Raw genomic sequence first — 22,373 nt, 5'->3', positions numbered from 1 at the left:
AGCCGTGACATCCGCCAGGTCATTGACTACTGGCGTGTCATTGATCGTGATCGTTACATTCTCTTCACTGAAACAGTTCGGAGTCGTTCCCGTCCCATCATAGATGAATAAGGTCGTGGTCGTGGTAATGGCTGTACCTGCGGCGATGGCCGTTCCTGTACCACCTGCACCTGTATAATAGGATTCGCCACCGGTTAAGTTTGTTCCCGTAATGGCTGGTAAGGTAAACGTATCACAAGCCGTGACATCCGCCAGGTCATTGACTACTGGCGTGGCATTGATCGTGATCGTTACTTATCTATCCACCATTGCTCATTTATGAAGTTAGCATTATCCAATCCTGTAATAAATTGAATACGCGTATTAGCCCCGCCTAAATGGACTGAGGAGGGTATAAGAATACTAACATTAACTGCAGGGTTTGGAGAAAAATTTGCTGTTGGTGTTATGGTTTGTAAGGTTACATAAGTGCCGTCATTTTCTGGATCAATTTGAATTAGAAGTTGCTCATCACCCTCCTTGTCATTATCATAATCATAATCAAAAGTTAGTCTAGCACAAGTTGCTGAGCTAAAATCAATTAATCTGTAAGCACCGGCATCATTATCATCTAATTGAAGTAAATTACCTCCAATATTATCGTTTCCCTGGGAAGTGGTGATTACTTGAACATCACCCGCGTTACCACTAGCTCCAAATCTTACCCAACTATCATTCGCCCAACCTGTACCACTAAAGCCACCACCAAATACATCTACTATAGGATCAAAATCTTCAGTTGCGGTTTGACCAAATACATTAGAAGAAAAAGAAATTACAAGAATTAAAAAAAGGTAAGGGTTTATTTTAGGCAATTTCCAGGTTTGTAAATTGATTTTCATAGAGTAAGAGATATGGTTATTCAGAATATCTTGGTTGTCTGATGTGACTTGTTTAACTTTTATATATTGCAACTATTAGTTGATGAGAAAAGAGCCTTTGGTTATCGCCCCATATGATACCTCTAGCTCTTTTTGTACCTAACAGTGAAAAGTTTCTTAAGAATTTTCTATTAAGTATTCTTCATCAATTTCAGGATTACCACTGCCAGATTGGATTAGCTTTTATTTATAATCAAACCTTTTAAATAATTTAGCGCGGTATACTATATATTATTATTTCTTTTGGTCATGGAGTACCTTTGCCTTAAATCTTTAAGACTTTAGGTCTTCCATTTTTATCATTTTTCAATCCTACAGCTTCGGACATTTATATCAAATAGAACTAACAATTTTGATTAATTTTTCTTCCATATTTTCTTTCCCTGCAACAATTCGAAGTACTTTGTCAATATCTTCTAAATGTATCGATCAATGATTTTTTTTTGGTAATAAAAATTCCGGTGATATTATTCCATTCAATGAAAAAATTAATATTTGCTTTAATTGCAAATATTTTTAAGTCACAATTCAGCATTATTAGAAGCAAATAAAAAACAGGTTTTTATTATTTTTGATTGTATAATAAACAAGCTCTCTCAACTTTTTGGTTAACTATTTTCATCCAGTTATTTTCGATTATATTTTCGTTAACAATTTCCCACTCTTACTTATCGTCTAGAAATGCTATTGTTCCTTTTAGTTGACCTATAGATTATTGGGTAAGCTTGGAATTTAGCAGAAAGAGTAACGGTTATTGAATGATTTTAAAATCCGGTCTTTAAAAATATTATTTGAGTTAATTTCTATTTTTCAAATTTCCAATAAAAACGAAAATTATAGTTATCTTAAAAGCTCAATTGTTTATCTGAAAAGTTTAAACGGTACTCGGTTGGTGGGACGCCATATTTAGATTTGAAAACTCTTGATAAATGTGGTAGGCTATTGAATCCACATTGATATCCTATTTCTGATATTGATTGATTAGATAGTTTCAGAAGATTTGCAACTTTTTCGGTTCTTTTATCAATTATATAAGCATTGGGAGTACTATTATATATTTTCTTGAATTCTTTCTTGAATGTAGAAAGGCTCATATTGGTTAATTGAGCTAAATCTTGAATCGAAACAGGCAAACAAATATGAGCATCTACTACTTCTTTAAAGCTAAATACTCTTTCCGAAAGCAAACTTCTAATAATATTGATAATTTCCGGAGAGCTTTTGGTTTGCAAAAGAATAAGAATGATTTCTTTCAATTTTAGAATAAGAATTTCCTCTGTAATGGCTTCTTTGTTCTGGAATAGATGTTTAATGCCTTCAAAGTAAGAGGAGACTAGATTGGTAGCAGCTGTTTGAACAATATACTGCGATACAGGGGATTCAATTTCCTCCCAAAATGGTGGCTTTGTACTATCATAAAGTTTTTTAAGTTGCTTAGGATGGAAATGGATTATAATAGAATTAACATGCCCTTCTTCCTGTTCATTGACTATCTGGCCCATAGTTTTTCCGCAAAGCGACAAAATAACATGTCCTTTTCGTGCATAAATTTCTGCTTCTTTATGAAATAAATGGTTGTCTCCCTTTATAATATAAGCATAGCAAGCTTCTGATGGAATTGGAAGAGCTTCATCTTCACCTAAAGGAGTTCTAAAAGTCAACCATGAGAATAATGGTAGACCGGATAATTCTATAGATTGGTGATAATTTATCATACTTAGTTATAATTTTATTTAGTCTTTGAAGAGTTTAATAATTATGCATATCGTGTTCGAATATGAATAGCAACAAATGATCATACACTATTTTAATTAATGATTATGGTATATGTTATGTAACTGTTAGTATAATAGCAGTAGCAGGTTTTTTACACTTACATTACAAATAGGGAGATATTTAAAAAAAGCAAAACGGTTTGAGATTAACCCAAAACCGCTTTCACCTTTACACTAATTTATTAATCGTTTTAATCCTTCATTTGAGCAAACACTTTCCACCATTTAGTTGCGTCATACACAAGCTGTGATTCTTTAATTAACCCGTTTTCTATTCTGAACCATTCCGAACCAAGATTATTCTCTAACCCTTCTATATTGGATTTAAAATTATAGAGATCGGCGACAGATTCATTATTTTCTACCATTTTAATAATTTCTATACCAGTTAAAACTTTCACTAACTCTTTTGCTGTTTCTAAAAACTCAGCTTTAGAATGATTTTCTTTCGTTGAATCTTTAAATTTGTAATCATCAGCCAATAGAGCGATTGCTTCAGGCAGATTTTTAGGATTATTAAATCCACTTAAAAATATTTCTACTATATTAATTTTTGTCAAGATGATATTGTTTTTCAACGAATTTTTTTGAAATGGTAAAATTAAATTCATAAAATAACACTGTTATTCACTTAAGTTAAAATCGGGCAAAAAAAGAGTGAATCAGATTTTTTTATTCACTTATCATTAGCATATGCGACTTAATGACCGTGACTTGATTCCAAGATAATAGGCTACTTAGTTTTGTAGAATACAACTTAGCAGAGGTGGCTTTCTTTGAAGTAAATTTCAAAACCTATCTTCCGGTAAAGAAGATATAAATTCCCTCTAAAAATTCAATTGTTTGTTTTAGTATCTAACTGAGTTTCTTTAGGTGGAGAATGGTGCTTTAACGTATAGTAAAATAGTAGTAGCTGATTGAATATACTTAGCTTAAGAATAGAAAGACATTTAAAAAAAGCAATAGCGGTTTGAGTTTTAACTCAAACCGCTATTGCTTTTATATCCTTGTTAGAAGTAGTTATTGTTTCATTTGCGCATAGAATTTTCTCCATTCAGCAGTGTCATATATTAAATTTGATTCCTTTATAAGTCCATCTTCAATCCTAAACCACTCAGTTCCTGTGTTTGATTCTAGACCTATTACAGATGATTTAAAATTATAGAAGACAGCTGTCCAATTACCCTTTTCAGCAATATTTACAATCTCTATTCCTGTAATTACAGCACCAATTTGTTCAGCTAATACAATAAATTCTTCTTTTGAATTAAGTTCAACCATCGGGTTTTTAAACCTATAGTCGTCTGCCAATAAAGCCAAAGACTCTTGAATCTCTTCTGGTTTATTAAACCCATTTAAAAACTTTGTTACAATTTCTTCATTTGTCATAGTAGAACTTTTAATTTGTTGTGCATTGCTTTGGATTGAAAATATGGTCAATCCAATAATAAATGCTTGTTTTAATAATTTCATCATTACATTTTAATTTTATGATGAGACAAAGTTGCAACAGATCAAAGGTTCTATTCTTGGTAAAAACCAAGATTTCTCAAATTTTAATTGTATTGATTAATTTACTGAAGTTTGTAGGGTCTATCCGTAAATATGAAGCAATATCTTTCTGTGAAAGCATATTTATCAAATGCGGACTTCTCTTTATAAATTTTTTAAAACGAGTTTCGGTGTTGAACGCCATTAATTGGTGATGTCTTTCGATAATACCTATTAAAAACTGTTCTGTGATTATTCTAAATAAGGTTTCAAGTTCCCTATGCTCTTTTATTAATTGAGCATGTTTAGAGTAAGGTATTCGTAAGAATGTGCTTTCCGTAATTGTTTCAAGATAGTATTTGGAAGGTGTCTGCGTAAGAAAAGATTCTACTATACCGCTAAACGATGGGGCATAGGCAAAAAACATAACGTGCTGTTTTCCGTCATTTAAGTAGTATGATTTTTGAATTCCATCCTTCACAAAATAGAGATAGTGTTCGGTTTTATCACACTCAGTCATTATCGATTTTTTTGGAACTGAATATTCTGACCAATGAGAGATGTATTCTTCTAGAATTTCTTCGCTAATATTATAAAATGATGCTAAAAATTTTTTCAAGATTATATTTAATTATTTCCAACGGCTGGGTTATGAAAAGTACAGGAGTAAAATAGCGTTTGCTTTCCACTACGAACATAGCATTTTTTTATTTTATTGTTTAAAGCGAAATCCCAAATATTTGGCGGACTACATAAAAGTACACAAACCTTTCGATTAAGCACGAAGCCCTTATTGTTTATTGGTTTTGTTGTAAAACTTTTTTTCTACACGGATGCTCCAAGTAGCTATTACTCTTTAAATTCAATACTTTTACTTTTCAGATATTCCCAGATTAACAGCATATCCTCAGTCTTTGATATTTCTGAAAAACCCTTTTGAGACATACAAAATGTTAGAAATCCGTCAATATTAACTTCAGGAATATCCAAATTTTCAGACATTGTTTTCTTTGAATATTTTGCGATTATTTCTTTTTCTAACTCCAAGTTAGCATCATTAACAACCATATTTTCAAATACTTCAGTTCTACCGGAAAATCTGTTTGTTATTTTGTCAGAGTTTATAATGGTGCCAATCATGAAAAGCCCTAAAAGAGATTGACTCTTAAGTTTCTCTTCAATTGTCATGAATCTTGTATATTCACCCCTATCTGCCACTAACAGCAACCGTTCGCTCTGGGATAATATCTTTACCTCTGCATTTGGCAGACCCAATGTTGAAGAAGTAATTGCGGGTTCAATACCTAACCTTGTAATATCTTGCTCTATTTTTCCTGATAAATTATAAGGCGTTACCGTAACTTCATTTAAATTTATAACGTTTTCTACAAGATTAACTTCTACTGAATTTTTGAGATAGATTCTCTCCGTAATAACAATATTTTTAGTTTGATATTGGACAGCTGTAAATTGAATTGAATCATTCAATTTAGCCTCAATGGTAAACACCCCCAAATAATCAGTAATTGTGGACTCGTCTGAATTTAAATTGATTATTAGTACGTTCGAAACATCATTGGTAAGGTTTTTTACCCTACCATGAATATGTTTGGTTATCGGAATATTAGTTTCTGTTTGAGCAAATCCTGAAGTATTAAAAAGTGCTAAAATGGAAATTAGAATGAGTAGTTCTATTTTCATAGTAAGTGATTGCATAGGGAACCAAATTATCGATATTCTTTTTTCTTATTCTTAAAATACATATAATTATCATGGTTTTAACGCAGTAAATTATAGCTTTTCTTCAAAAGGTGAAGACTCTTTCTATGGCTGGCTCAAAAGGTTTTACAACTGTTCATTACACGCATTGATAGTTTTTTTTTATCTGTAATATCCGCTTCATTAGGAGTAAATATTGTTTAAGCTTTAGAAGTTTCATTTCTGCTTGTAAGTCTTTCGCTACAATCAATCCTCACCCAAATTAAGGAAGATAAAACCCTATAATTTATTATCAACATTAATAAACCCAAATCCATTATTATGAAATTTGTTAATTAAATGAAACCTTTTCTCCAAATTGGTTTCCATGTAAATGTTCTCTTTTTTTTAATGAATTCAAGAGAAATTAATAGTGTAAAGCATGAGTTATTCCAACAGCATGCTTTATTATAAGAATTACATCGATATTTTTTGTTGATAAATTTTAAAAGAACAAATACAAGTAAAATAGAAAAACTGTATTGATTTTCGTGGGCAGTCTTGTGTTGGTAGTTAATTTTATCTGGTGTTAGCTCTAGTTTTTATTCATCTATTAGCCGTCTATGATAATTTATTTGTCCAAGATGATAAGCCAAATGTTTTATTAAATGAACTAGTAAGTACTCATTTGTTTCTACTTTGGAAAATTTCAAAAAAGGGTAATCATTTTTCAATTCTTCGTTTGTAATAGAGAGTAGTGATTTTTTAACCATCTCTAAGGTGGCATTTACATTGTTAATCAACTCAATTCTAGGAATATTTTTTTGAGTAAATTCAAGTTCTCTATTTCTAACATAGTTTGTTTTTCCAATTTCTTTTCCAATAAATGTGTGTAAGTTCCCAATTAAATGCAAAGTTAAATTTCCTGCTGAATTAGAGATGCTTTTTTCTATTTGCCAAATATTTTCTTCATTCTTATAAAGTCCTATTTCAGTTATTAAGTTGTTCAGATCACTTTCAAAAAAGGCTATTAATTCATTTTTATTCATATCTAAAATCTATTGATTTTAATTATTATTTAAGACTCATTTATCTAGAAGCGTAATTTAAATTCTGAAGTTGTTTAATTACACCAACAGTTGAGTAAACGTATTGGTAGGTTAATTTCTTTTTTATCCGCAATATCCGCTTCCATAGGAGTAAATATTATTTGGGACCCACTTATTCACTTCACCTAAAACCATTCTAGCACTTTTTTCACCTTCATTTAATCCCATTTCCTCCAGTAATTGTATTCCACTTTGATTTTCAATTGGCAACAATGTTCTTTTTCCTTTCTTGGAGTGTTTCAATTTTAGAAGTTCAATTCCTGCTTGTTTGTTTTTAGATATTACCAATCCTCGCCCAAATTCAGGAAGATAAAACCCTAATAATTCATTGTCATCATTAAAGAATCCAAATCCATTGTTATAAAATTTGTCAATTAAATGAGCCCTGTCTTCCATATTGGTTTCCAAATCTAATTTGTAAACGTTTTTTAAATCTGATAATTCTAGTTTCTGGATAGAATCAGATAAATTGAAATCATTATCTACCGTTGAGTCAAAGCTTTGATACTCTGTTAATTTTTTAAAGCCAAGTTTTTTATAGACAGATTCTCCAAGTTCAGTCGCTATTAATAATTGTGTTTCACATCCTTTTTTATCTAAAAAGTCAACAAGAAATTTGGTCATTTCATAACCTAATCCCTTTCCTCTGCAATTTTTGTCCACTATAATGTTTCCAAGCCACCCAACCTTACCTTTTAATAAAATGTTACCAGTTCCTACAATTTTATTATCTTGGATTTGGATAAAAGCATGAAAAAAGTCTTCATCAATAAATTCTTTTAAAAAAGTCTCATAGTCAATTTGCCATTCCTGAGGAGGAAGGTGGTTCAACTCTTTAATGTCTGACTTTTTTATTTTCTTTATCATGTAGACTGTCGTTATTTTTAATTGCTGTTGGTTAAAAAGGCTACTATTTTTAAGTATGGTTTGATTATCACGCTTGGAGGATTAGCCAATTCAAGTTGGTGAAACGGAATCTCCTTCTTGTCATCGCTGGGTCCAATGTGAAAGTCTAATTCTTGTCAATATGAGTACATTAAAACGTCGTTATATCAAAAGTATCCAAGCCTTGGAGTTTGCAAGAACTCGTTTTGCTTTTTATATGAATCTTTAATAGCACCTGTTTTTTATTTATAGATACTTTCAGTATTCAACTCTTCAGTTACCATTTCTTGCAGCGTTTTCAATTCCTTATTGTAATCTATAATATCTTCTTTTTTCTTTTTTAATTCTGATAAAACTTCAAACACAAAATTTTCCTCTCCATACTCATTCCAATCATTTTGGAAACTGCCATTCCTGTGATTACCGAATTTCAGCTCCATTTTATGTCTGTTCCATTTTGATTCCATATCTACACTATGGTCAATCAAAACTTTATTATTTTTAATATTTTTTATTTGAAATACTCCCATTGGAATATTCATTTGCTTATACTCTTCTTTAAGTTCTTTTTTTGTTTTCATATTACATAAATCCTAATTGTTTCATAACAGTTAATCTGTCAAAAACTTGAGTATGTCCATTAATTAAATTGTCTTTGAAATGATAGATAGTGAGCCCTTTTGTATTTATAGATTTTTTGGTAGGTGGATATCCGCCAATCATACCGAGGTTTGTTCCAGTTAATATCCAAGTTATTGCAACGTGATTTTCTTCTGGAATTGCAGATGTTATTTCAAAATTCATATCTGGAAATGAATTGAATGAAAATTTCAATCGCTCTTTAAATTCGGAATGGGTTAAGGTTTTTCCTTCCCATGGGTCAGTAGTGTCAAGATGAATTGTATATTCTTTATGAACATATTGTTCAACTTTTTCAAAACCCTGTTTATTCCAAATTTTGTCCATAAATTCCCGAAGGAATGATTCTTTGTTCATTGTGTTTATTTTTTTTTAAGTTTGTGCAAACGGTTTTGAATATGACCAGTCCGACCTTGGGTAAATTGGTTATATTCCTTGTTGTAAATTGGTTTTATTTTCATTGAATTTAATATCATCCAATACCCATTCTAAATTTGAATCTATTCCTTTTTTAAAGTCTTCCCAATTTGGTTTGATATAAATATCTGGAAGGATTCCTTTGGAAACAGTATCCTGAAACCTATAATATCTCCTTGAAAATTGTACTCGCAATTTTGAATTTGGTAATTGAAATGTCTGTGCATCTTGATAATCATTTGGGTTTGCTCCTGTGGGTTCTCCAATAATTTTTGCGTTCAATAATTGTTTAAAGTGAGCAGTATTGCTCATTCCTGCTGAATATGTTTTTCTGCTAGTTAAAACGTAAACACCATTCTCCCAGATAATTTGGTCGAGAAAAGACAACAATTTGACTAATTCTAAACCTACATAAAAATCACCTCCGCTATTATCTCTAACATCAATAATAATATTTTTGATGCCTCTTCGAATAATATCTTTGGAAATAGCTATCCCAAACCGCTTCATTTGCAAAGCATTTGGATAGCTTGAAAAATGGATATAACTGGTTTTTAGTTCATCATTTGGTTGATACCATAAATAAGATGTACCTATCAATGATTTTTCATATTGAAAAGGGCTTTCTAAATGCAGAGCATTTCCAAGATAACTGTCATATTCTGTATTTGGAAGTGCTTCTAATTTAACAGTTTTTTGAGTCCCATTTTCCAGTAAAAACTGAAAGTTAGCTGTCGATTCCTTATCCGCGATTCCAGTGTATTTGAGAATTTTAGAGTGCTTTAAATAGCTAGCCAATCGTTCCCTTTCGGAATGCCAATTGTCAGCACATTGTATAATGAGGAGTAATTCTTTTATAACCTCATTTAGCATCGTATTGTCTATACTAATTAATTTGCCCCCCACAAGTTCTGGATGATTTTTTGGAGCATGTAACACCCTAATTTCACTATCATCAAAAACAAAAAACTCTATAGGGTAACTATCATAAAATTTTGGTAGCGCCCATATTCCAGTATGACTATCATCCAAGGACCTGATAATTTTTGAAAGGCTTATAAAAACAGCATCGTCGGAAAGATTAGATAGGTTATTTACTAAGTTAGAAATATTTCTCCTTACCGTATCTTTGGAACTGCTGTGATATAGATTTATGTGTTTTCTTTCCAGATTTTGAAATAAGTAATCAATATCATTTTCCCATTTAGCAACACTCATACTTGAAAAGGATTCCCTTTTTTCCTGACAACCTATAAAAGGGAGTATGAAAGAAATTAAAAGCAAAACCTTAAATGTGTTCAATAGTTTATTCATCAGAGGTTTTTAGAAATAAAATGAAATTAGGGCATTAGGCAAATACACAATCATGAGAGCCAAAGTGATACTTAAAATAAATTCAATTAAATGTGTTTTTTTCCTTTGTAAATATTTTAAACCAAGGCTTATTATAGATATAAGAGAAGTGAAGAAGAGAATGTACTTTGTAGTATCGTCAATACTTTTGACAAAATAAATAGCCTCATTCGCGTATACTTCTAACAATGACGAGAAGCTAAGAATTAATAAAAAAAGAGGAGCTTTTTTCGATTTAAATAAGGTGAGAATTCCAGCTAGAAATATTAAGACATAAATTATCCAACTACTTATATAGAGCAATATCGAGTAATCCACATACCTTTCTTTAAACTCAAAATTTATTGGAAGGAGAAATAGTTTTTCATATTCAAGAAAGGCTAAAATGAGGGAAATTAAAACCAAAACACTACCATAAATCTTGTATATCTTATCTTTATTAATATTATTCAATTTTAGAGGCATTTTGTTTTCAGCTTGTTTACAACGTGATTGTTTATGGTTATTTTTATTTTATTAATAATCCATTTCCCCATGTTGCAATTAATAGTTTATTATTTACTTCTAATAGATTAGAAATCTCATAAAAAGGTAATGCAATTTTAGAATTCTGAATTTTATTGTTTGAAAGTTCATACAACCCTTTTTGCCCTCCCAAATAGATTTGAGTTTCAGTATTACTAATGCTTACAAAACTTCCAATTATATCGTCTACAAGATTCTCACGAAGTTCAAAACTATTTCCTGAGTCTTTGGAATGATACAATTTACCTGAATTGAAATTCGTACTAGAACACCAGATTTCATTTTCATCTACAAATCCAAATCCAAAAAATAACATTTTTGGCTCGTCGATAATCTTCTTCCAAGTTTTTCCAAAATCTTCAGATTTCTGGAGTCCTTGTCCTATGCACAATGCATACATCACATTTGGATTATATGGTGATTGAACAAGATTCCATAAGGATACAAAATTTGATTTAAGATAATCAGCACCTTTAACTTCCCATGTCTCTCCATTGTTCTGGGTTTCAACTATTCCATGAGAAGTAGTTGCTACCAGAATATGATTTCTATTTTTAGGGTGATAAATTATTGCTCGTACATCTTTACTAGGGAAATTCTCCATCTTCAAAAATGAGTTCCCTGAATCCGTACTTTTAAAGAGCCCATTTTTCCAAGTTCCAGCATAAATCAAATTTTTATCAAGAGGCGATGATTCTATCGTCTGAATATCTTCTGTTTCTTTTGATAAGGGTTTGCCTTGATTTAAATAAGTCCATGAGTACCCGTAATCCATACTCATTGCTGCCTTTCCGTCACCTGGGTTATTTCCTTTTAAACCTGCAAAAAGTATATTTTCGATTCGAGGATTTTTAGAGATGCTTCTGATTATCCTATTTTCTAATTTAGGTTTAACTACATTACCCTTTTTATCTCTAATAATAAAGTGATAGTTTTTATCTTTTAACGTAGAATCTGCTAATACTTCTTTCCAATTTTTAAACCTTTTCGTCTCTACTATCTTTTCTAAGCTATCAGTAACGTTAATATCAATATTTGAATACTCAGTTTGAGCATTTACATATTGTGAGATTATGATGAAAAAAGCTACTAATTTAGTCAATTTCATTATTTTCATTTTATTTCTTTTAATTGTACACAACGGTTTGTGTATGAAACGTAGCGTGTAAAAAGACGTTAACTTTTCGGATTAACACAGAGCCGAATTTTTATATTTTGTTTTACTTTTTCTATTTTAAAAGCCAAATTTTTAAATTTGGAGGTCTTTGTAAATAAGCACGAACCTTTCGATTAATCACTTACTAGCTATGTTTTATACACCTTATTATAGCAAGTATTTATTTTAATTCATTGTTATCGTTTAACTTCAAATTCAACTGCAAAGCAACATTCCATAAATCAAAATCACCGCTATAATACTGCAGTGAATTACCACAGTGAACAATCACAGTTTCTTTATGAGGGATAATATAAATATTCTGACCAAGATTTCCATTTGCATAGAAATTGAAAGTACCATCTTTATTTGCATGACCCCACCATTGATAATTATAATAAATTCTTTTGTCGCTTCTTCCAAACCATTTTGGGTAAATATCTCGAGGAATTGATTTGTTTTCTAACGTAGACTCCTGAATCCAATCTTTTGATATAATCTGATTGCCATACCAATCTCCTTCATTAAGCATAAGCTGACCAAAACGTGCATAATCAATCGCTCGGGCAATCAAACGACTTGGCATATATTCAAAATTCGATTCTTTGCTATCTATGGAGAAAAGCGCATCATATTCCATTATTCTTGACCACAATTTCTGCTCCAAATAATTGGATACAGTTACGTTAGTAGCTCTTTCAAGAATCAAACCCAAATAGCTTGTATTGTAATTAGAATATTGAAAATCTTTTCCTGGTTCAGATGAAATTTCTACATTTTCAAGTAGCAACTTTCGAACATTAGGGTGATAATAGCCAACTGCTTCATCATGCCAAGGAGAATGAATGTTAGTGAAAGGTATGAGGCTTGTATTGTATTTAAGCCCAGAACGCATTTCAAGTAAATGCTTGATGGTTATTTTTTTGAAACTTGAATCTCGCTCTAATAACTCAGGGATATAATTTGTTATTGGGTCATTTACACTTTTGATTAAACCATCATCAATGGCAGCTCCAATTAAAAATGATATAAACGACTTTGCCATAGATTGAGAATGAAAATAGGAATCTCTATTAAAACCATTAAAATATTTCTCATAAATGATTGTATCTTTTTGTATGACAATTAGTGCCGTAGTTTGAGACTCAATAGCCCAATCTTCAAAACTATTAAATCCAGTTTTTGTTACTAGTTCGTCAAATAGTGACTCAACATATTTCTCTTTAGGCTGAGAAATGAATGTATTGGTACTTTTTGCTCCCTGAATCTCGTGATTTTCAAAGTTCTTATAATCATAAACATCGGCTACATTCATTGTTATAAGTCGATAAACATAGGTAGGTGTATATTGAATGGAAAGAAGTACCAAGAGGAATAGAACAAATGAAATTATTGTAAGAATTGTAATTTTTAGTTTTTTTCTCATCTAAGTTTTTTACTATTGAAGAATGTTCAGGATAATTGGCTGTAAAAATTGGATAACATGATTAATCTTATCGCAATTAATTGTATAGTTTGTTAATTCGTTACAAAGTCAACTTAGTTATTTAAGTAATCTTTTTGATTTCATGTTTTGTAATTCAGTTCTTATTAACAGCTACTACACGGTGTAAAATCTTCATTCTTGTATTCGCATCCTCACTATTCCAGAATAACAATTAAAAAATAGAGGTACGTTTCTTTTTAGATTTCCTTTTTTTATTTTTTTATACCTAAGTTCAAATTTGAACTCCTCTAGTTTAAGAAAAGCCAACAAATAGTTGTAAATCAGCAAAAATTGTAAACCCTTTATATATTTCATTTGCTATTTATTACTGTTCAACAAGGTGATTTCCTCCCTTGATGCCCGATTGGTCGTAAAAAGATTATCTAATATAAATTGCTTGTAATCTGGATCAGTATGGTAAAAATAGTCCACCTTATTAGAAGTTTTAAAAGACTCGGATACCATTAGATAAGGTTTTACTTTTTTTAAGGACCATAACCGTGAATCATTTTTAAGCTCAGAAATTTGGACGGGTATATCCTGATACATCTGCATATAATCACTATTAATAAAGCTCCCTAGGGTAATGGCATCAAAAGGGATAAACCCTTCTGTAGACCCAATACCTATCCGCCAAATCTTCAGCCATTTACTCAGCTGTTTATATAACCAACGGTCTCCTTTATGTTCACTGTTCCTCAAAGGGGCAATATCAGTTTTCGATAAATATATGTTGGATGCAGGCTCATAACCGGCAAGAGTTACATTTATGTCCGCTGCAATAAGAACTTGTGCTGCTTTTGGATCTTCTTCAAAATTACAGTCGCATACATTCACCTTCCCGCTTCCTGGTGCAATTTTTTGACCAGGTTGCCTGCCAGCACACCAGACTACCTTCTTTATACGTGTTGCGAGTTCCGGATATTTTTGTAGCATTAATGTAATATTGCTCACCGGTCCTAAAGCTATTATAGTCATTTCATGCTTTCGCAGGGCTTCGGCCATGGCATCTACGGCTTCATTTTGGTCATAATTGGTTACATCGGCGGACGTAACTCCTTTATAAACAGGAATCTCAGGCCCTTTATTATACCAGCCCAAAATCTTTTGAGTAACCTTATAACCATAGTTTGGCCACCTTACCAGGCTAATACCCATTATCTCTAGTTTATCAGATTTAAGGGCCATAATTAAAGCAATGCCGTCATCTACATCTCGACCAAACTTGCCTATGGCAATATCTGTGTCTATCCATACCTTCTCTGCGTCTTGGACTTGGGCATTGCCTATTTCTGTAAGTATAAAACAGATTATTAGAAGTATATTTTTCATTATTAATTCACCTTTTATTTTAGTCCGCCAGATTTAATGGGTAGGTCAAGCATATGTAGCATGTGGTAATGCCGAACAGTTTGATTTACTTTTTGGATTCTCCCAGGTTTATAGCAACTTATTATTTTGGATAGAATATTTGTTGAATAACCCCTTTTGACACTCCTTATCTTAAAACACCCTATTTTCTATGCTATAGCCATTTTTCACATCTTTTCTTAAAATCTGATAAAAAATTATTTAACTCCCATCGAATCCTTCTTTTCTGGAAATAAGCGTGGTAGCTAGTCTCATGACTTTTATAGGAAATCAGAAGCTCTAACTCAGTTTGCGAATGCTCTCGATTGCTAGTTCGGATCATAATAGTAGCATATGAATCTAGCATTTTAAATTTTCCAATGTGGTTCAATTTTAGTGCAAATAATTGTTTATCAAGAGAAGACAGACTATAAGCAACACCATCATCAAAAGCTTCGAAACTATTTGCGATAGCATCAGCAACATCCTCAGAAGGCTTGTCAATCAATAGATATTCATGTATCAAGCGGTAATTGGCCATATTGCTATGAGTGGTATTCAATTGGTGGTCAAACTTAAAATAGGTGTCTATTTTGTTTGACAATTTTCACGTGGTAAAATTAGGATACGATTTGCACTATTTTATTCACTTAAGTTAATGGGGCAGAACTTTTTCAAACTACTGGAAGTATTATGAATATGAGTTTTAGTCGATTCAGTATAATGACATCACAATCAAAAAAGGAAACCTATCCATCTTCAAGGTCGTTTGTAACTTAAGTGAATAATAATGTGATTGTTGTAATATAATTTTGCTTGGATTGGTAAAACCTAACCACATAAAATCCTTAAAAAGAAAATTGGGTGATAGTAGAGAAATTAAGTTTGAGAAATCAATTAATATGATAAAAAACAAAACTCAAGCTCTTCCTATGCTACGTGAAGCTTTAATATTTTGGATTTCGAAATTTTTATACTAACTGAATCGAGTCAACTATGATACATCTAAAAAAATCAGAATGGTACATTTTGGTCGGATTACTACTATTGAGCCTGATACCGAGTGTCGGCGCAATATTAAGATTGGTGGAGTTGGGTAGTGGTGATTTAGAATTCATACCTGAAAACCCAAGGATACAATCGGCTCCAACTCCAGTGATTTTCCACCTATTTAGCGTTGTTCCATATTGTATTCTTGGAGCCTTGCAATTTCTTCCAAGCTTTAGAAAGAAGTATTTGAATTGGCATCGGTTAGTAGGTTGGTTATTGGTCGGTGCAGGTATTGTTTCCGCTCTTTCGGGATTATGGATGACCCATTACTACTCCTTCCCCAATCACCTTCAAGGAGACCTCCTATATGTTGTGCGTATTTTGGTAGGAATAGCTATGCTCACCTTTATAGTGTTAGGGTTATCATCTATTTTGAAAATGAGAATGATACAACACGAAGCTTGGATGATTCGTGCTTATGCCCTTGGGCAAGGAGCTGGAACCCAGGTATTAATTACAATTCCGTGGTTGTTAACTGTGGGAGAACCGATGGGGCTTACGAGAGATATTCTAATGTCGCTTGCGTGGTTAGTTAACATTTTTATAGGAGAATGGACTATTAAAAATATGCGGAAATATTGAGTTAGAAGCCATGTAAGTTGCGGTTAAGGCAATAGCATCGCTATCAGTTGAAGCTATATGTGCCATTTCATTCGGGATAGAAATATATCAAATTATATTAATGTGATGAGCATTTTTCAAACTAGAAGTAGAATTATTAATAGTTTTTTTAGTAGCAACAGTAAAATGATTTCATAACCAACAAGTGAACCCTTTCGTCTTCAAAGACGATTGTAACTTAAGTGAATGACTAAGTGATTGATGTACAATAATTTTGTGTCGACAAAACTATTGTTACTTATGAATATTAAAAAAATAACATTTACTAGACTCATTTTATTGTTTGGATTCGTGATTCTCTTTCTACAAAGCTGTCTGTCAGCGAGGGATAGAAGTATTAAAGAATGGGAAAAGCATGAGTGGCATGTAGTTAAAGTGGATAAAACAGAAGAACCTACCTGGAAGATCTATAAACGAAACCTTAAAGGGACGAATTTTTTAGAGTACAAAATTGAAGGGGATATACAATCATCTCCTGAAGCTTGTCTTGATGCCTTTAAGAATGATATTCATAAACTAGCTAATGGTTCTGAAGATAAAAAGTATCCAACCTATAATATTTCTGAGGAGTCTGAGCAGAGTCTCACGACCTATGTAATTCACAACGAACCTTTCCCTTTTAGAGATACAGAATTGAGTATCAGATATATGTTTCATGATAAAGCGAATGGAAGTAAAGGCGTAAGTTGGAAAGAATCGTGGGATGACTCGTATATTTTTTCTTCAAAAAAGCTAAAGCGCGTTGAGACTTTTAGGGGTTCATGGAGCTTCACCCCAATCACCGAAAACTCAAGTTATGCATATAACAGCGTACAATTTGACCCTAAAGGAATGCCACTATGGTTGGTTACTCCTATGGTTTCTAAATTTTTAAAAGAAGGATTAGAAGATATTAGAATTACTTCAAAGTAAATATAAATTAGATGATGAATAATAAAATTAAACCTCAAACGCTGCTGTCAACTTTATGGATTTTTGTACTGTTTAATATAATTTTTAGAGACCTGCATCAAATGGTAAAAGTAGACTTTATAGAAGAGGTGATAACTGGATCTGTCAACGGTATTAGAATAACAGACGAGTTAATGTTATTGGGTGGATTTTTAGCAGAAATACCCATTTTGATGGTACTTCTCTCCAGAATATTAAATAGAAATGCAAATAAATTTGCAAACATAATCGCTGGCGTAATCACAATTGCGGTATTTGCAACAGGAATACCTTACTTAGATATCGATGATGCATTTCATATGGCTATTGAGACTGCAGCCATTTTATGGATATTCCGAATTGCCTGGAAATTACCAACTCAGGATAATATGAATAATACAGAATCTCATGCCTAATATAAAAAAGATGAAAGCAGTTATTTGTACAAAATATGGAGATCCCGAAGTTCTAAAACTCAAAGAGGTTGCAAAATCTGCCCCAAAAGCTAATCAAGTTCTTATAAAAATTCATGCCACAACGGTAAGTGTAGCTGATAGCAGGGTACGAAGTTTTAATTTACCTATTTCAATCTGGCTTCCTGCACGATTGATGGTAGGGCTTAGAAGGCCAAGAAAGTCTATTTTAGGAATGGAACTTTCTGGTGAGATTGAAGCTATCGGAAAGGATGTTAAGTTATTTAAAAAAGGTGATAAAGTTTTTGCTGCAACACTACAGACTTTTGGCGCCTATGCAGAATACATATGTTTACCTGAAGACGGACCAATTGCATTAAATCCAATTAATATTAGCTTTAAAGAAGCTGCGGCTATACCTATTGGTGCTAGAACGGCATTTCATTATATTAAAACAATTGGAAATGTGAAACCAGGGCAAAAAGTGCTCATATATGGAGCTTCTGGAAGTGTAGGGACGTATGCAGTACAACTGGCCAAATACTTTGGGGCAGAAGTAACTGGTGTGTGTAGTACTTCTAATTTAGATTTGGTGAAATCTTTAGGAGCGAATAAAGTGATTGATTATAAGACTGTTGATTATATAAAAAGTTTTGAAACATATGACATCATATTTATTACAGTTGATAAATGCCCTTTTATGGTCTGTGAAAAAGCACTAAGTGACAAAGGAATCTATTTAAATGTTGGTAGACCAATGAAAAGTTTTCAAATGATATGGACTTCATTAACAAGCAGAAAAAGAATTATTGTAGGAGAAAATTCCCCTGAGACCGCAGAAGTACTAATTAAACTCAAGAATCTTGTTGAAGAAGGAAAACTTCAAGTCGTTATTGATCGGATATATTCAATTGATAAAATTGTAGAGGCACATCGATATGCTGATAAAGGACATAAAAAGGGGAATGTTGTAATAACCGTAAGTCAAGATTTTAGCTAACTAAATTACAACAAGTAAAAAAAAGGGTTGTTTGAATCTGCTTAAAGCAAGTTTTTAACTGAAATCTAATTCTGAATATTAGAATTTAAACATACAATTATAAATTTATGAAAGGCATTGTTTTCAAACTCAATGGTAAAGAGGTCGCTAGCAAATCGGACCACGATAAGCCACTACTTTGGGTCCTAAGAGATGAATTTAATTTGATGGGAACAAAGTACGGTTGCGGTATTGGTCAATGTGGCGCCTGTACCGTTCATCTAAATGGAAATGCCGTACGTAGTTGCCTACTTCCTATTTCTCAATTAAATGGTATGGAAATCACAACTATAGAGGGGCTTTCCAAGGGTGGTACTCACCCTGTCCAGAAAGCATGGAAAGAAGTAGATGTACCGCAATGCGGTTATTGCCAAGCTGGCCAAATTATGACCGCTTCGGCATTCTTGGAAAAAAAACCTGACCCATCAGTAGACGAAATCGATGATGCGATGCACGGTAACATTTGTAGGTGCGGCGCTTATCACCGAATTAGGAAAGCGGTCCGGATGGCTGCAAAGCAATAAATTATGTCAAAAAAAATAGATTCAAAATTTAGCAGAAGGGATTTTCTTAGAACTTCTTCTTTAGTTGGGGGTGGAATGCTCATTGGCTTCAATCTTTTTACGGCATGTAAGTCTGAGGCAGAGATGCCGGTAGATATAGTGTCTTTAGATTACAACGATTTTAATGCTTTCATCAAAATTTCGGATAGTGGAATGGTGACCATATTTTCACCAAATCCTGAAATCGGCCAAGGAATAAAAACGGCGATTCCCATGATAATTGCAGAAGAATTGGATGTTCCTTGGGAACACGTAAATGTGGTACAAGGTGCATTGGACACAAAAAATTATGTGCAACAAAGTGCTGGGGGAAGTAGGGCTATCCGATTGGGTTGGAATTCTTATCGAGAAACTGGAGCATTGGCCAAACAAATGTTGATCAATGCCGCGGCTAAAAAATGGGGGATTGACTCATCTCAATGTGTCGCAAGAGAGGGAAAGATTATCAATACAAATGGAAATATATTAGGTTATGGGGATGTGGTAAATGAAGCAGCTGCGCTAGAAAAAGAAAGAATGGCCAAGACTACTGAATCGGATAAAAAAGAGAATACTAATATTACCGAAAAACCTATATTGAAGAATCCAATGGATTTTACCATAATAGGCAAAGATGTTAGGAATGTAGATGTTGAAAAGATCATTACCGGAGTACCACTATATGGAATAGACCATACCGTAGAAGGGATGGTCTATGCGTCCGTTTTAAGACCACCTGCATTCGGAAAAGTATTAAAATCATTTGATGCTATGGAAGCATTGAAAATGCCAGGTGTAATAGATGTTATTAGAATCGGCAAGAAAGCGAGCAAGATAGTTGAACAGTTAGAAGAACCCAACGTATTGCTTACTAAAGGTGTGTTGAACAAGAGCGACAAAATCGCCGTAATAGCCAAATCAATCTGGCAGGCCATGAATGCAAAAAAAAGCATAAAAGCAGTCTGGGTCGATGATACAATTCCCGAAAGCACCGAAGATCATCATGAAATTTTAAATAGTCTTCTGAATGGTCCAAATTTTGTGACCCTGCGCAAAGATGGCGATATAGAAAAAGCTTTTCAAAACGCGGACCAGATCGTGGAGCGTACTTACGAATCGCCTTTTCTCCCCCACAACTGTATGGAACCAATGAATTTCTATGCCAACGTTACCGACGACAAAGTATATTTGGTCGGTCCTACACAGACTCCCGGATGGGCAGCTGATCTTGTGGCCCAATTGTTAGATCGCAATTCAGAGGAAATAGAATTGGACATTACACGTGCCGGGGGTGGCTTTGGGCGCAGACTATTTGGGGATTTCGTTTTGGAAGCTGCAGAAATATCCAATGCAATAAGAAAACCTGTAAAAATGATTTCCAGTAGAGAAGACGATATGACCACTGGAACATATCGCCCAGCAATAAATTATCGTTACAGGGCAAGTATCAAGAATGGCGAAATTACGGGGTACCATATTAAGGAGGCGGCCATAAATGGTAATATGCATCCAACGATACCGCATTTTTTTCCAGTAGGTGCCATCGATAATTATCAAGTTGATGTGGCTTACTACCAAAGCAATATAAGCACTGGGCAATGGCGTGCTCCTCACTCAAATTTTCTTGCATTTGCGGATCAAAACTTTTTTGATGAATTGGCCGAGATTCTGAAAAAAGACCCTGTTAAAATGCGTTTGGATATGCTTAAAAAAGTTGAGGGTAATACTGATGAAACCATAAAGTATTCGGCTGAACGACTTAAAGGTGTAATTGACCTGGTTATTGACAAATCAGACTATTACTCCGAGCAAAAGGGGGTCTATAAAGGATTTACTGCATATTATTGTCATAATACATATGTTTCGGAAGTTGTTGAATTGATAATGGAAAACAATAGTCCGCAGATTAAAAAGGTCTATGTAGCGGTAGATTGCGGAATAGTTGTGAACCCACTCGGTGCCAGGAATCAAATCGAAGGTGGTATCATAGATGGTATCGGCCACTCAATGTATGCTGATTTTGGGTTTCAGAACGGAGTTCCATCAAGTAAGAACTTTGATTCGTATAGACTGATAAGAATCAAAGAGGCTCCTGAAATTGAAACTTATTTTGTAGACAACAATTTCAATCCATCGGGTTTGGGAGAGCCATCTCTACCACCCGCAGGTGCTGCCGTTGGAATAGCCTTAAAAAAGGCGATAGGGATTAGAATGATGAAACAACCATTTATAAAATATATGCCCATTCAGAAATCTACAAACAAACAAAATTCATAGCAAGTATTCACAAAAATACTATCAATATCTGACTTAATATATTGTTGCAATTTCTCAATTGTGGGTACTAAAAGTTAAACCAAGTTCTTTGAAATTCACTGTATATCTTATCCTCGGCGATTTTTGATGGCGTAACGATTTGCGCGAAAATTAAAATTGAACATTTCCTCTCTTTCCAATCCCACCCCCCTTAAGGAACGGAACAAAGTGGAAACCCCGATGCTAAAGCATCGGGGAATTATTAGAAAAATATAGGAAAAAGAACTACAAAAAGGGGAGGGCTACGGTCAAAACTCAGCGATCGCCTTGGAAATTTGTTCTGGAATACTGACTTTGATGTTTTTCGAAACATTTGTCGAAAAAGTCACTTCATTAGTTGTCAAAAACGTGTGCTGAAAATGGGAATAATTCATGATGGGCATAAATGGAATACCCAATAAAAGAGCCTTACTTTGTGGCAAACCATAGGTGATATTTTCCGTATCGAAGCCGAGCCAGGTGTTGATTGTTAAGAAATTATCATTGCATTTACCCAACAACACAGCTGACATGGGACTTACAATTTCCTTTTTCAATTGTCTGACACCTTCATAAACATAAAAGTTGTCGTAGACTTTTTTATCATTCAATGTGCCACGGATAGCGGAATGAATTGATTCAATAGTTTTGAATAGATTATGAGAATAGATTGGAACCC

The 22,373-nt window shown here is 33.2% G+C and carries 22 protein-coding genes; 6 read left to right on the top strand and 16 right to left on the bottom strand.

The window, feature by feature from the left end; translation table 11 throughout:
• Window positions 1-290: 290 nt before the first annotated feature.
• The 15 genes from UH1x_RS01945 to UH1x_RS01875 form a co-directional block, all read right to left on the bottom strand.
• Entirely contained in the window at window positions 291-881 is a 591-nt protein-coding gene (locus tag UH1x_RS01945) for a hypothetical protein (RefSeq protein ID WP_482624692.1), read from the bottom strand.
• An 884-nt stretch (window positions 882-1,765) separates the two neighbouring features.
• Complete coding sequence (locus tag UH1x_RS01940) at window positions 1,766-2,635, bottom strand: helix-turn-helix transcriptional regulator (RefSeq protein WP_482624691.1); 870 nt, start codon at window positions 2,633-2,635, stop codon at window positions 1,766-1,768.
• A gap of 251 nt (window positions 2,636-2,886) precedes the next feature.
• Window positions 2,887-3,306 carry a nuclear transport factor 2 family protein gene (locus UH1x_RS01935; RefSeq protein WP_482624689.1) on the bottom strand — a complete coding sequence of 140 codons (420 nt, stop codon included), beginning with the start codon at window positions 3,304-3,306 and terminating at the stop codon, window positions 2,887-2,889.
• Window positions 3,307-3,715: 409 nt separating this feature from the next.
• Window positions 3,716-4,171 carry a nuclear transport factor 2 family protein gene (locus UH1x_RS01930; RefSeq protein ID WP_299801316.1) on the bottom strand — a complete coding sequence of 152 codons (456 nt, stop codon included), beginning with the start codon at window positions 4,169-4,171 and terminating at the stop codon, window positions 3,716-3,718.
• Between the two features lie 73 nt (window positions 4,172-4,244).
• Window positions 4,245-4,805 (bottom strand): Crp/Fnr family transcriptional regulator, encoded by a 561-nt coding sequence (locus tag UH1x_RS01925; RefSeq protein ID WP_299801315.1) that lies wholly within the window; start codon window positions 4,803-4,805, stop codon window positions 4,245-4,247.
• Window positions 4,806-5,035: 230 nt separating this feature from the next.
• Complete coding sequence (locus UH1x_RS01920; RefSeq protein ID WP_299801314.1) at window positions 5,036-5,887, bottom strand: hypothetical protein; 852 nt, start codon at window positions 5,885-5,887, stop codon at window positions 5,036-5,038.
• Between the two features lie 599 nt (window positions 5,888-6,486).
• Window positions 6,487-6,933 carry a DUF1572 family protein gene (locus tag UH1x_RS01915; protein ID WP_299801313.1) on the bottom strand — a complete coding sequence of 149 codons (447 nt, stop codon included), beginning with the start codon at window positions 6,931-6,933 and terminating at the stop codon, window positions 6,487-6,489.
• Between the two features lie 123 nt (window positions 6,934-7,056).
• Window positions 7,057-7,860, bottom strand: a complete 804-nt coding sequence (locus UH1x_RS01910) for a GNAT family N-acetyltransferase (protein WP_482624686.1) — start codon at window positions 7,858-7,860, stop codon at window positions 7,057-7,059.
• 260 nt (window positions 7,861-8,120) lie between these two features.
• Window positions 8,121-8,459 (bottom strand): GIY-YIG nuclease family protein, encoded by a 339-nt coding sequence (locus UH1x_RS01905; protein WP_299801311.1) that lies wholly within the window; start codon window positions 8,457-8,459, stop codon window positions 8,121-8,123.
• A 1-nt stretch (window position 8,460) separates the two neighbouring features.
• Window positions 8,461-8,874: an ester cyclase gene (locus UH1x_RS01900; protein WP_299801310.1), complete on the bottom strand. Its 414-nt coding sequence runs from the start codon at window positions 8,872-8,874 to the stop codon at window positions 8,461-8,463.
• Between the two features lie 69 nt (window positions 8,875-8,943).
• Complete coding sequence (locus tag UH1x_RS01895; protein ID WP_482624684.1) at window positions 8,944-10,248, bottom strand: S41 family peptidase; 1,305 nt, start codon at window positions 10,246-10,248, stop codon at window positions 8,944-8,946.
• A 547-nt stretch (window positions 10,249-10,795) separates the two neighbouring features.
• Window positions 10,796-11,929 (bottom strand): WD40/YVTN/BNR-like repeat-containing protein, encoded by a 1,134-nt coding sequence (locus UH1x_RS01890; protein WP_299801308.1) that lies wholly within the window; start codon window positions 11,927-11,929, stop codon window positions 10,796-10,798.
• A gap of 220 nt (window positions 11,930-12,149) precedes the next feature.
• Complete coding sequence (locus UH1x_RS01885) at window positions 12,150-13,394, bottom strand: serine hydrolase domain-containing protein (RefSeq protein ID WP_482624682.1); 1,245 nt, start codon at window positions 13,392-13,394, stop codon at window positions 12,150-12,152.
• Window positions 13,395-13,772: 378 nt separating this feature from the next.
• Window positions 13,773-14,786, bottom strand: coding sequence for a nucleoside hydrolase (locus UH1x_RS01880; RefSeq protein ID WP_482624680.1), 1,014 nt, complete (start codon window positions 14,784-14,786; stop codon window positions 13,773-13,775).
• 193 nt (window positions 14,787-14,979) lie between these two features.
• Window positions 14,980-15,408, bottom strand: a complete 429-nt coding sequence (locus UH1x_RS01875; protein ID WP_482624678.1) for a hypothetical protein — start codon at window positions 15,406-15,408, stop codon at window positions 14,980-14,982.
• Window positions 15,409-15,800: 392 nt separating this feature from the next.
• Between UH1x_RS01875 and UH1x_RS01870 the strand changes: the two genes are divergently transcribed.
• The 6 genes from UH1x_RS01870 (at window position 15,801) to UH1x_RS01845 (ending at window position 21,676) form a co-directional block, all read left to right on the top strand.
• Window positions 15,801-16,436, top strand: a complete 636-nt coding sequence (locus UH1x_RS01870; RefSeq protein WP_482624676.1) for a DUF2306 domain-containing protein — start codon at window positions 15,801-15,803, stop codon at window positions 16,434-16,436.
• A 330-nt stretch (window positions 16,437-16,766) separates the two neighbouring features.
• On the top strand, window positions 16,767-17,387 hold the full coding sequence (locus UH1x_RS01865) for an SRPBCC family protein (RefSeq protein WP_482624674.1): 621 nt from the start codon (window positions 16,767-16,769) through the stop codon (window positions 17,385-17,387).
• An 11-nt stretch (window positions 17,388-17,398) separates the two neighbouring features.
• Window positions 17,399-17,821 (top strand): DUF6326 family protein, encoded by a 423-nt coding sequence (locus UH1x_RS01860; RefSeq protein ID WP_482624672.1) that lies wholly within the window; start codon window positions 17,399-17,401, stop codon window positions 17,819-17,821.
• A 10-nt stretch (window positions 17,822-17,831) separates the two neighbouring features.
• A complete protein-coding gene (locus tag UH1x_RS01855) occupies window positions 17,832-18,818 on the top strand; it encodes an NAD(P)-dependent alcohol dehydrogenase (protein ID WP_482624670.1) in 987 nt (328 codons plus the stop codon).
• Window positions 18,819-18,925: 107 nt separating this feature from the next.
• Window positions 18,926-19,381, top strand: a complete 456-nt coding sequence (locus UH1x_RS01850) for a (2Fe-2S)-binding protein (RefSeq protein WP_482624668.1) — start codon at window positions 18,926-18,928, stop codon at window positions 19,379-19,381.
• Between the two features lie 3 nt (window positions 19,382-19,384).
• Window positions 19,385-21,676: a xanthine dehydrogenase family protein molybdopterin-binding subunit gene (locus UH1x_RS01845; protein WP_482624666.1), complete on the top strand. Its 2,292-nt coding sequence runs from the start codon at window positions 19,385-19,387 to the stop codon at window positions 21,674-21,676.
• Window positions 21,677-21,963: 287 nt separating this feature from the next.
• Here UH1x_RS01845 and UH1x_RS01840 read toward each other — a convergent pair whose 3' ends face one another.
• A complete protein-coding gene (locus UH1x_RS01840) occupies window positions 21,964-22,305 on the bottom strand; it encodes a hypothetical protein (protein WP_482624664.1) in 342 nt (113 codons plus the stop codon).
• Between the last annotated feature and the right edge of the window lie 68 nt (window positions 22,306-22,373).

This window comes from Maribacter sp. UH1 (genome assembly GCF_056839145.1).
The sequence above is the reverse complement of the archived record's forward strand: the minus strand, read 5'-3'. Positions and strand labels throughout refer to the sequence as shown.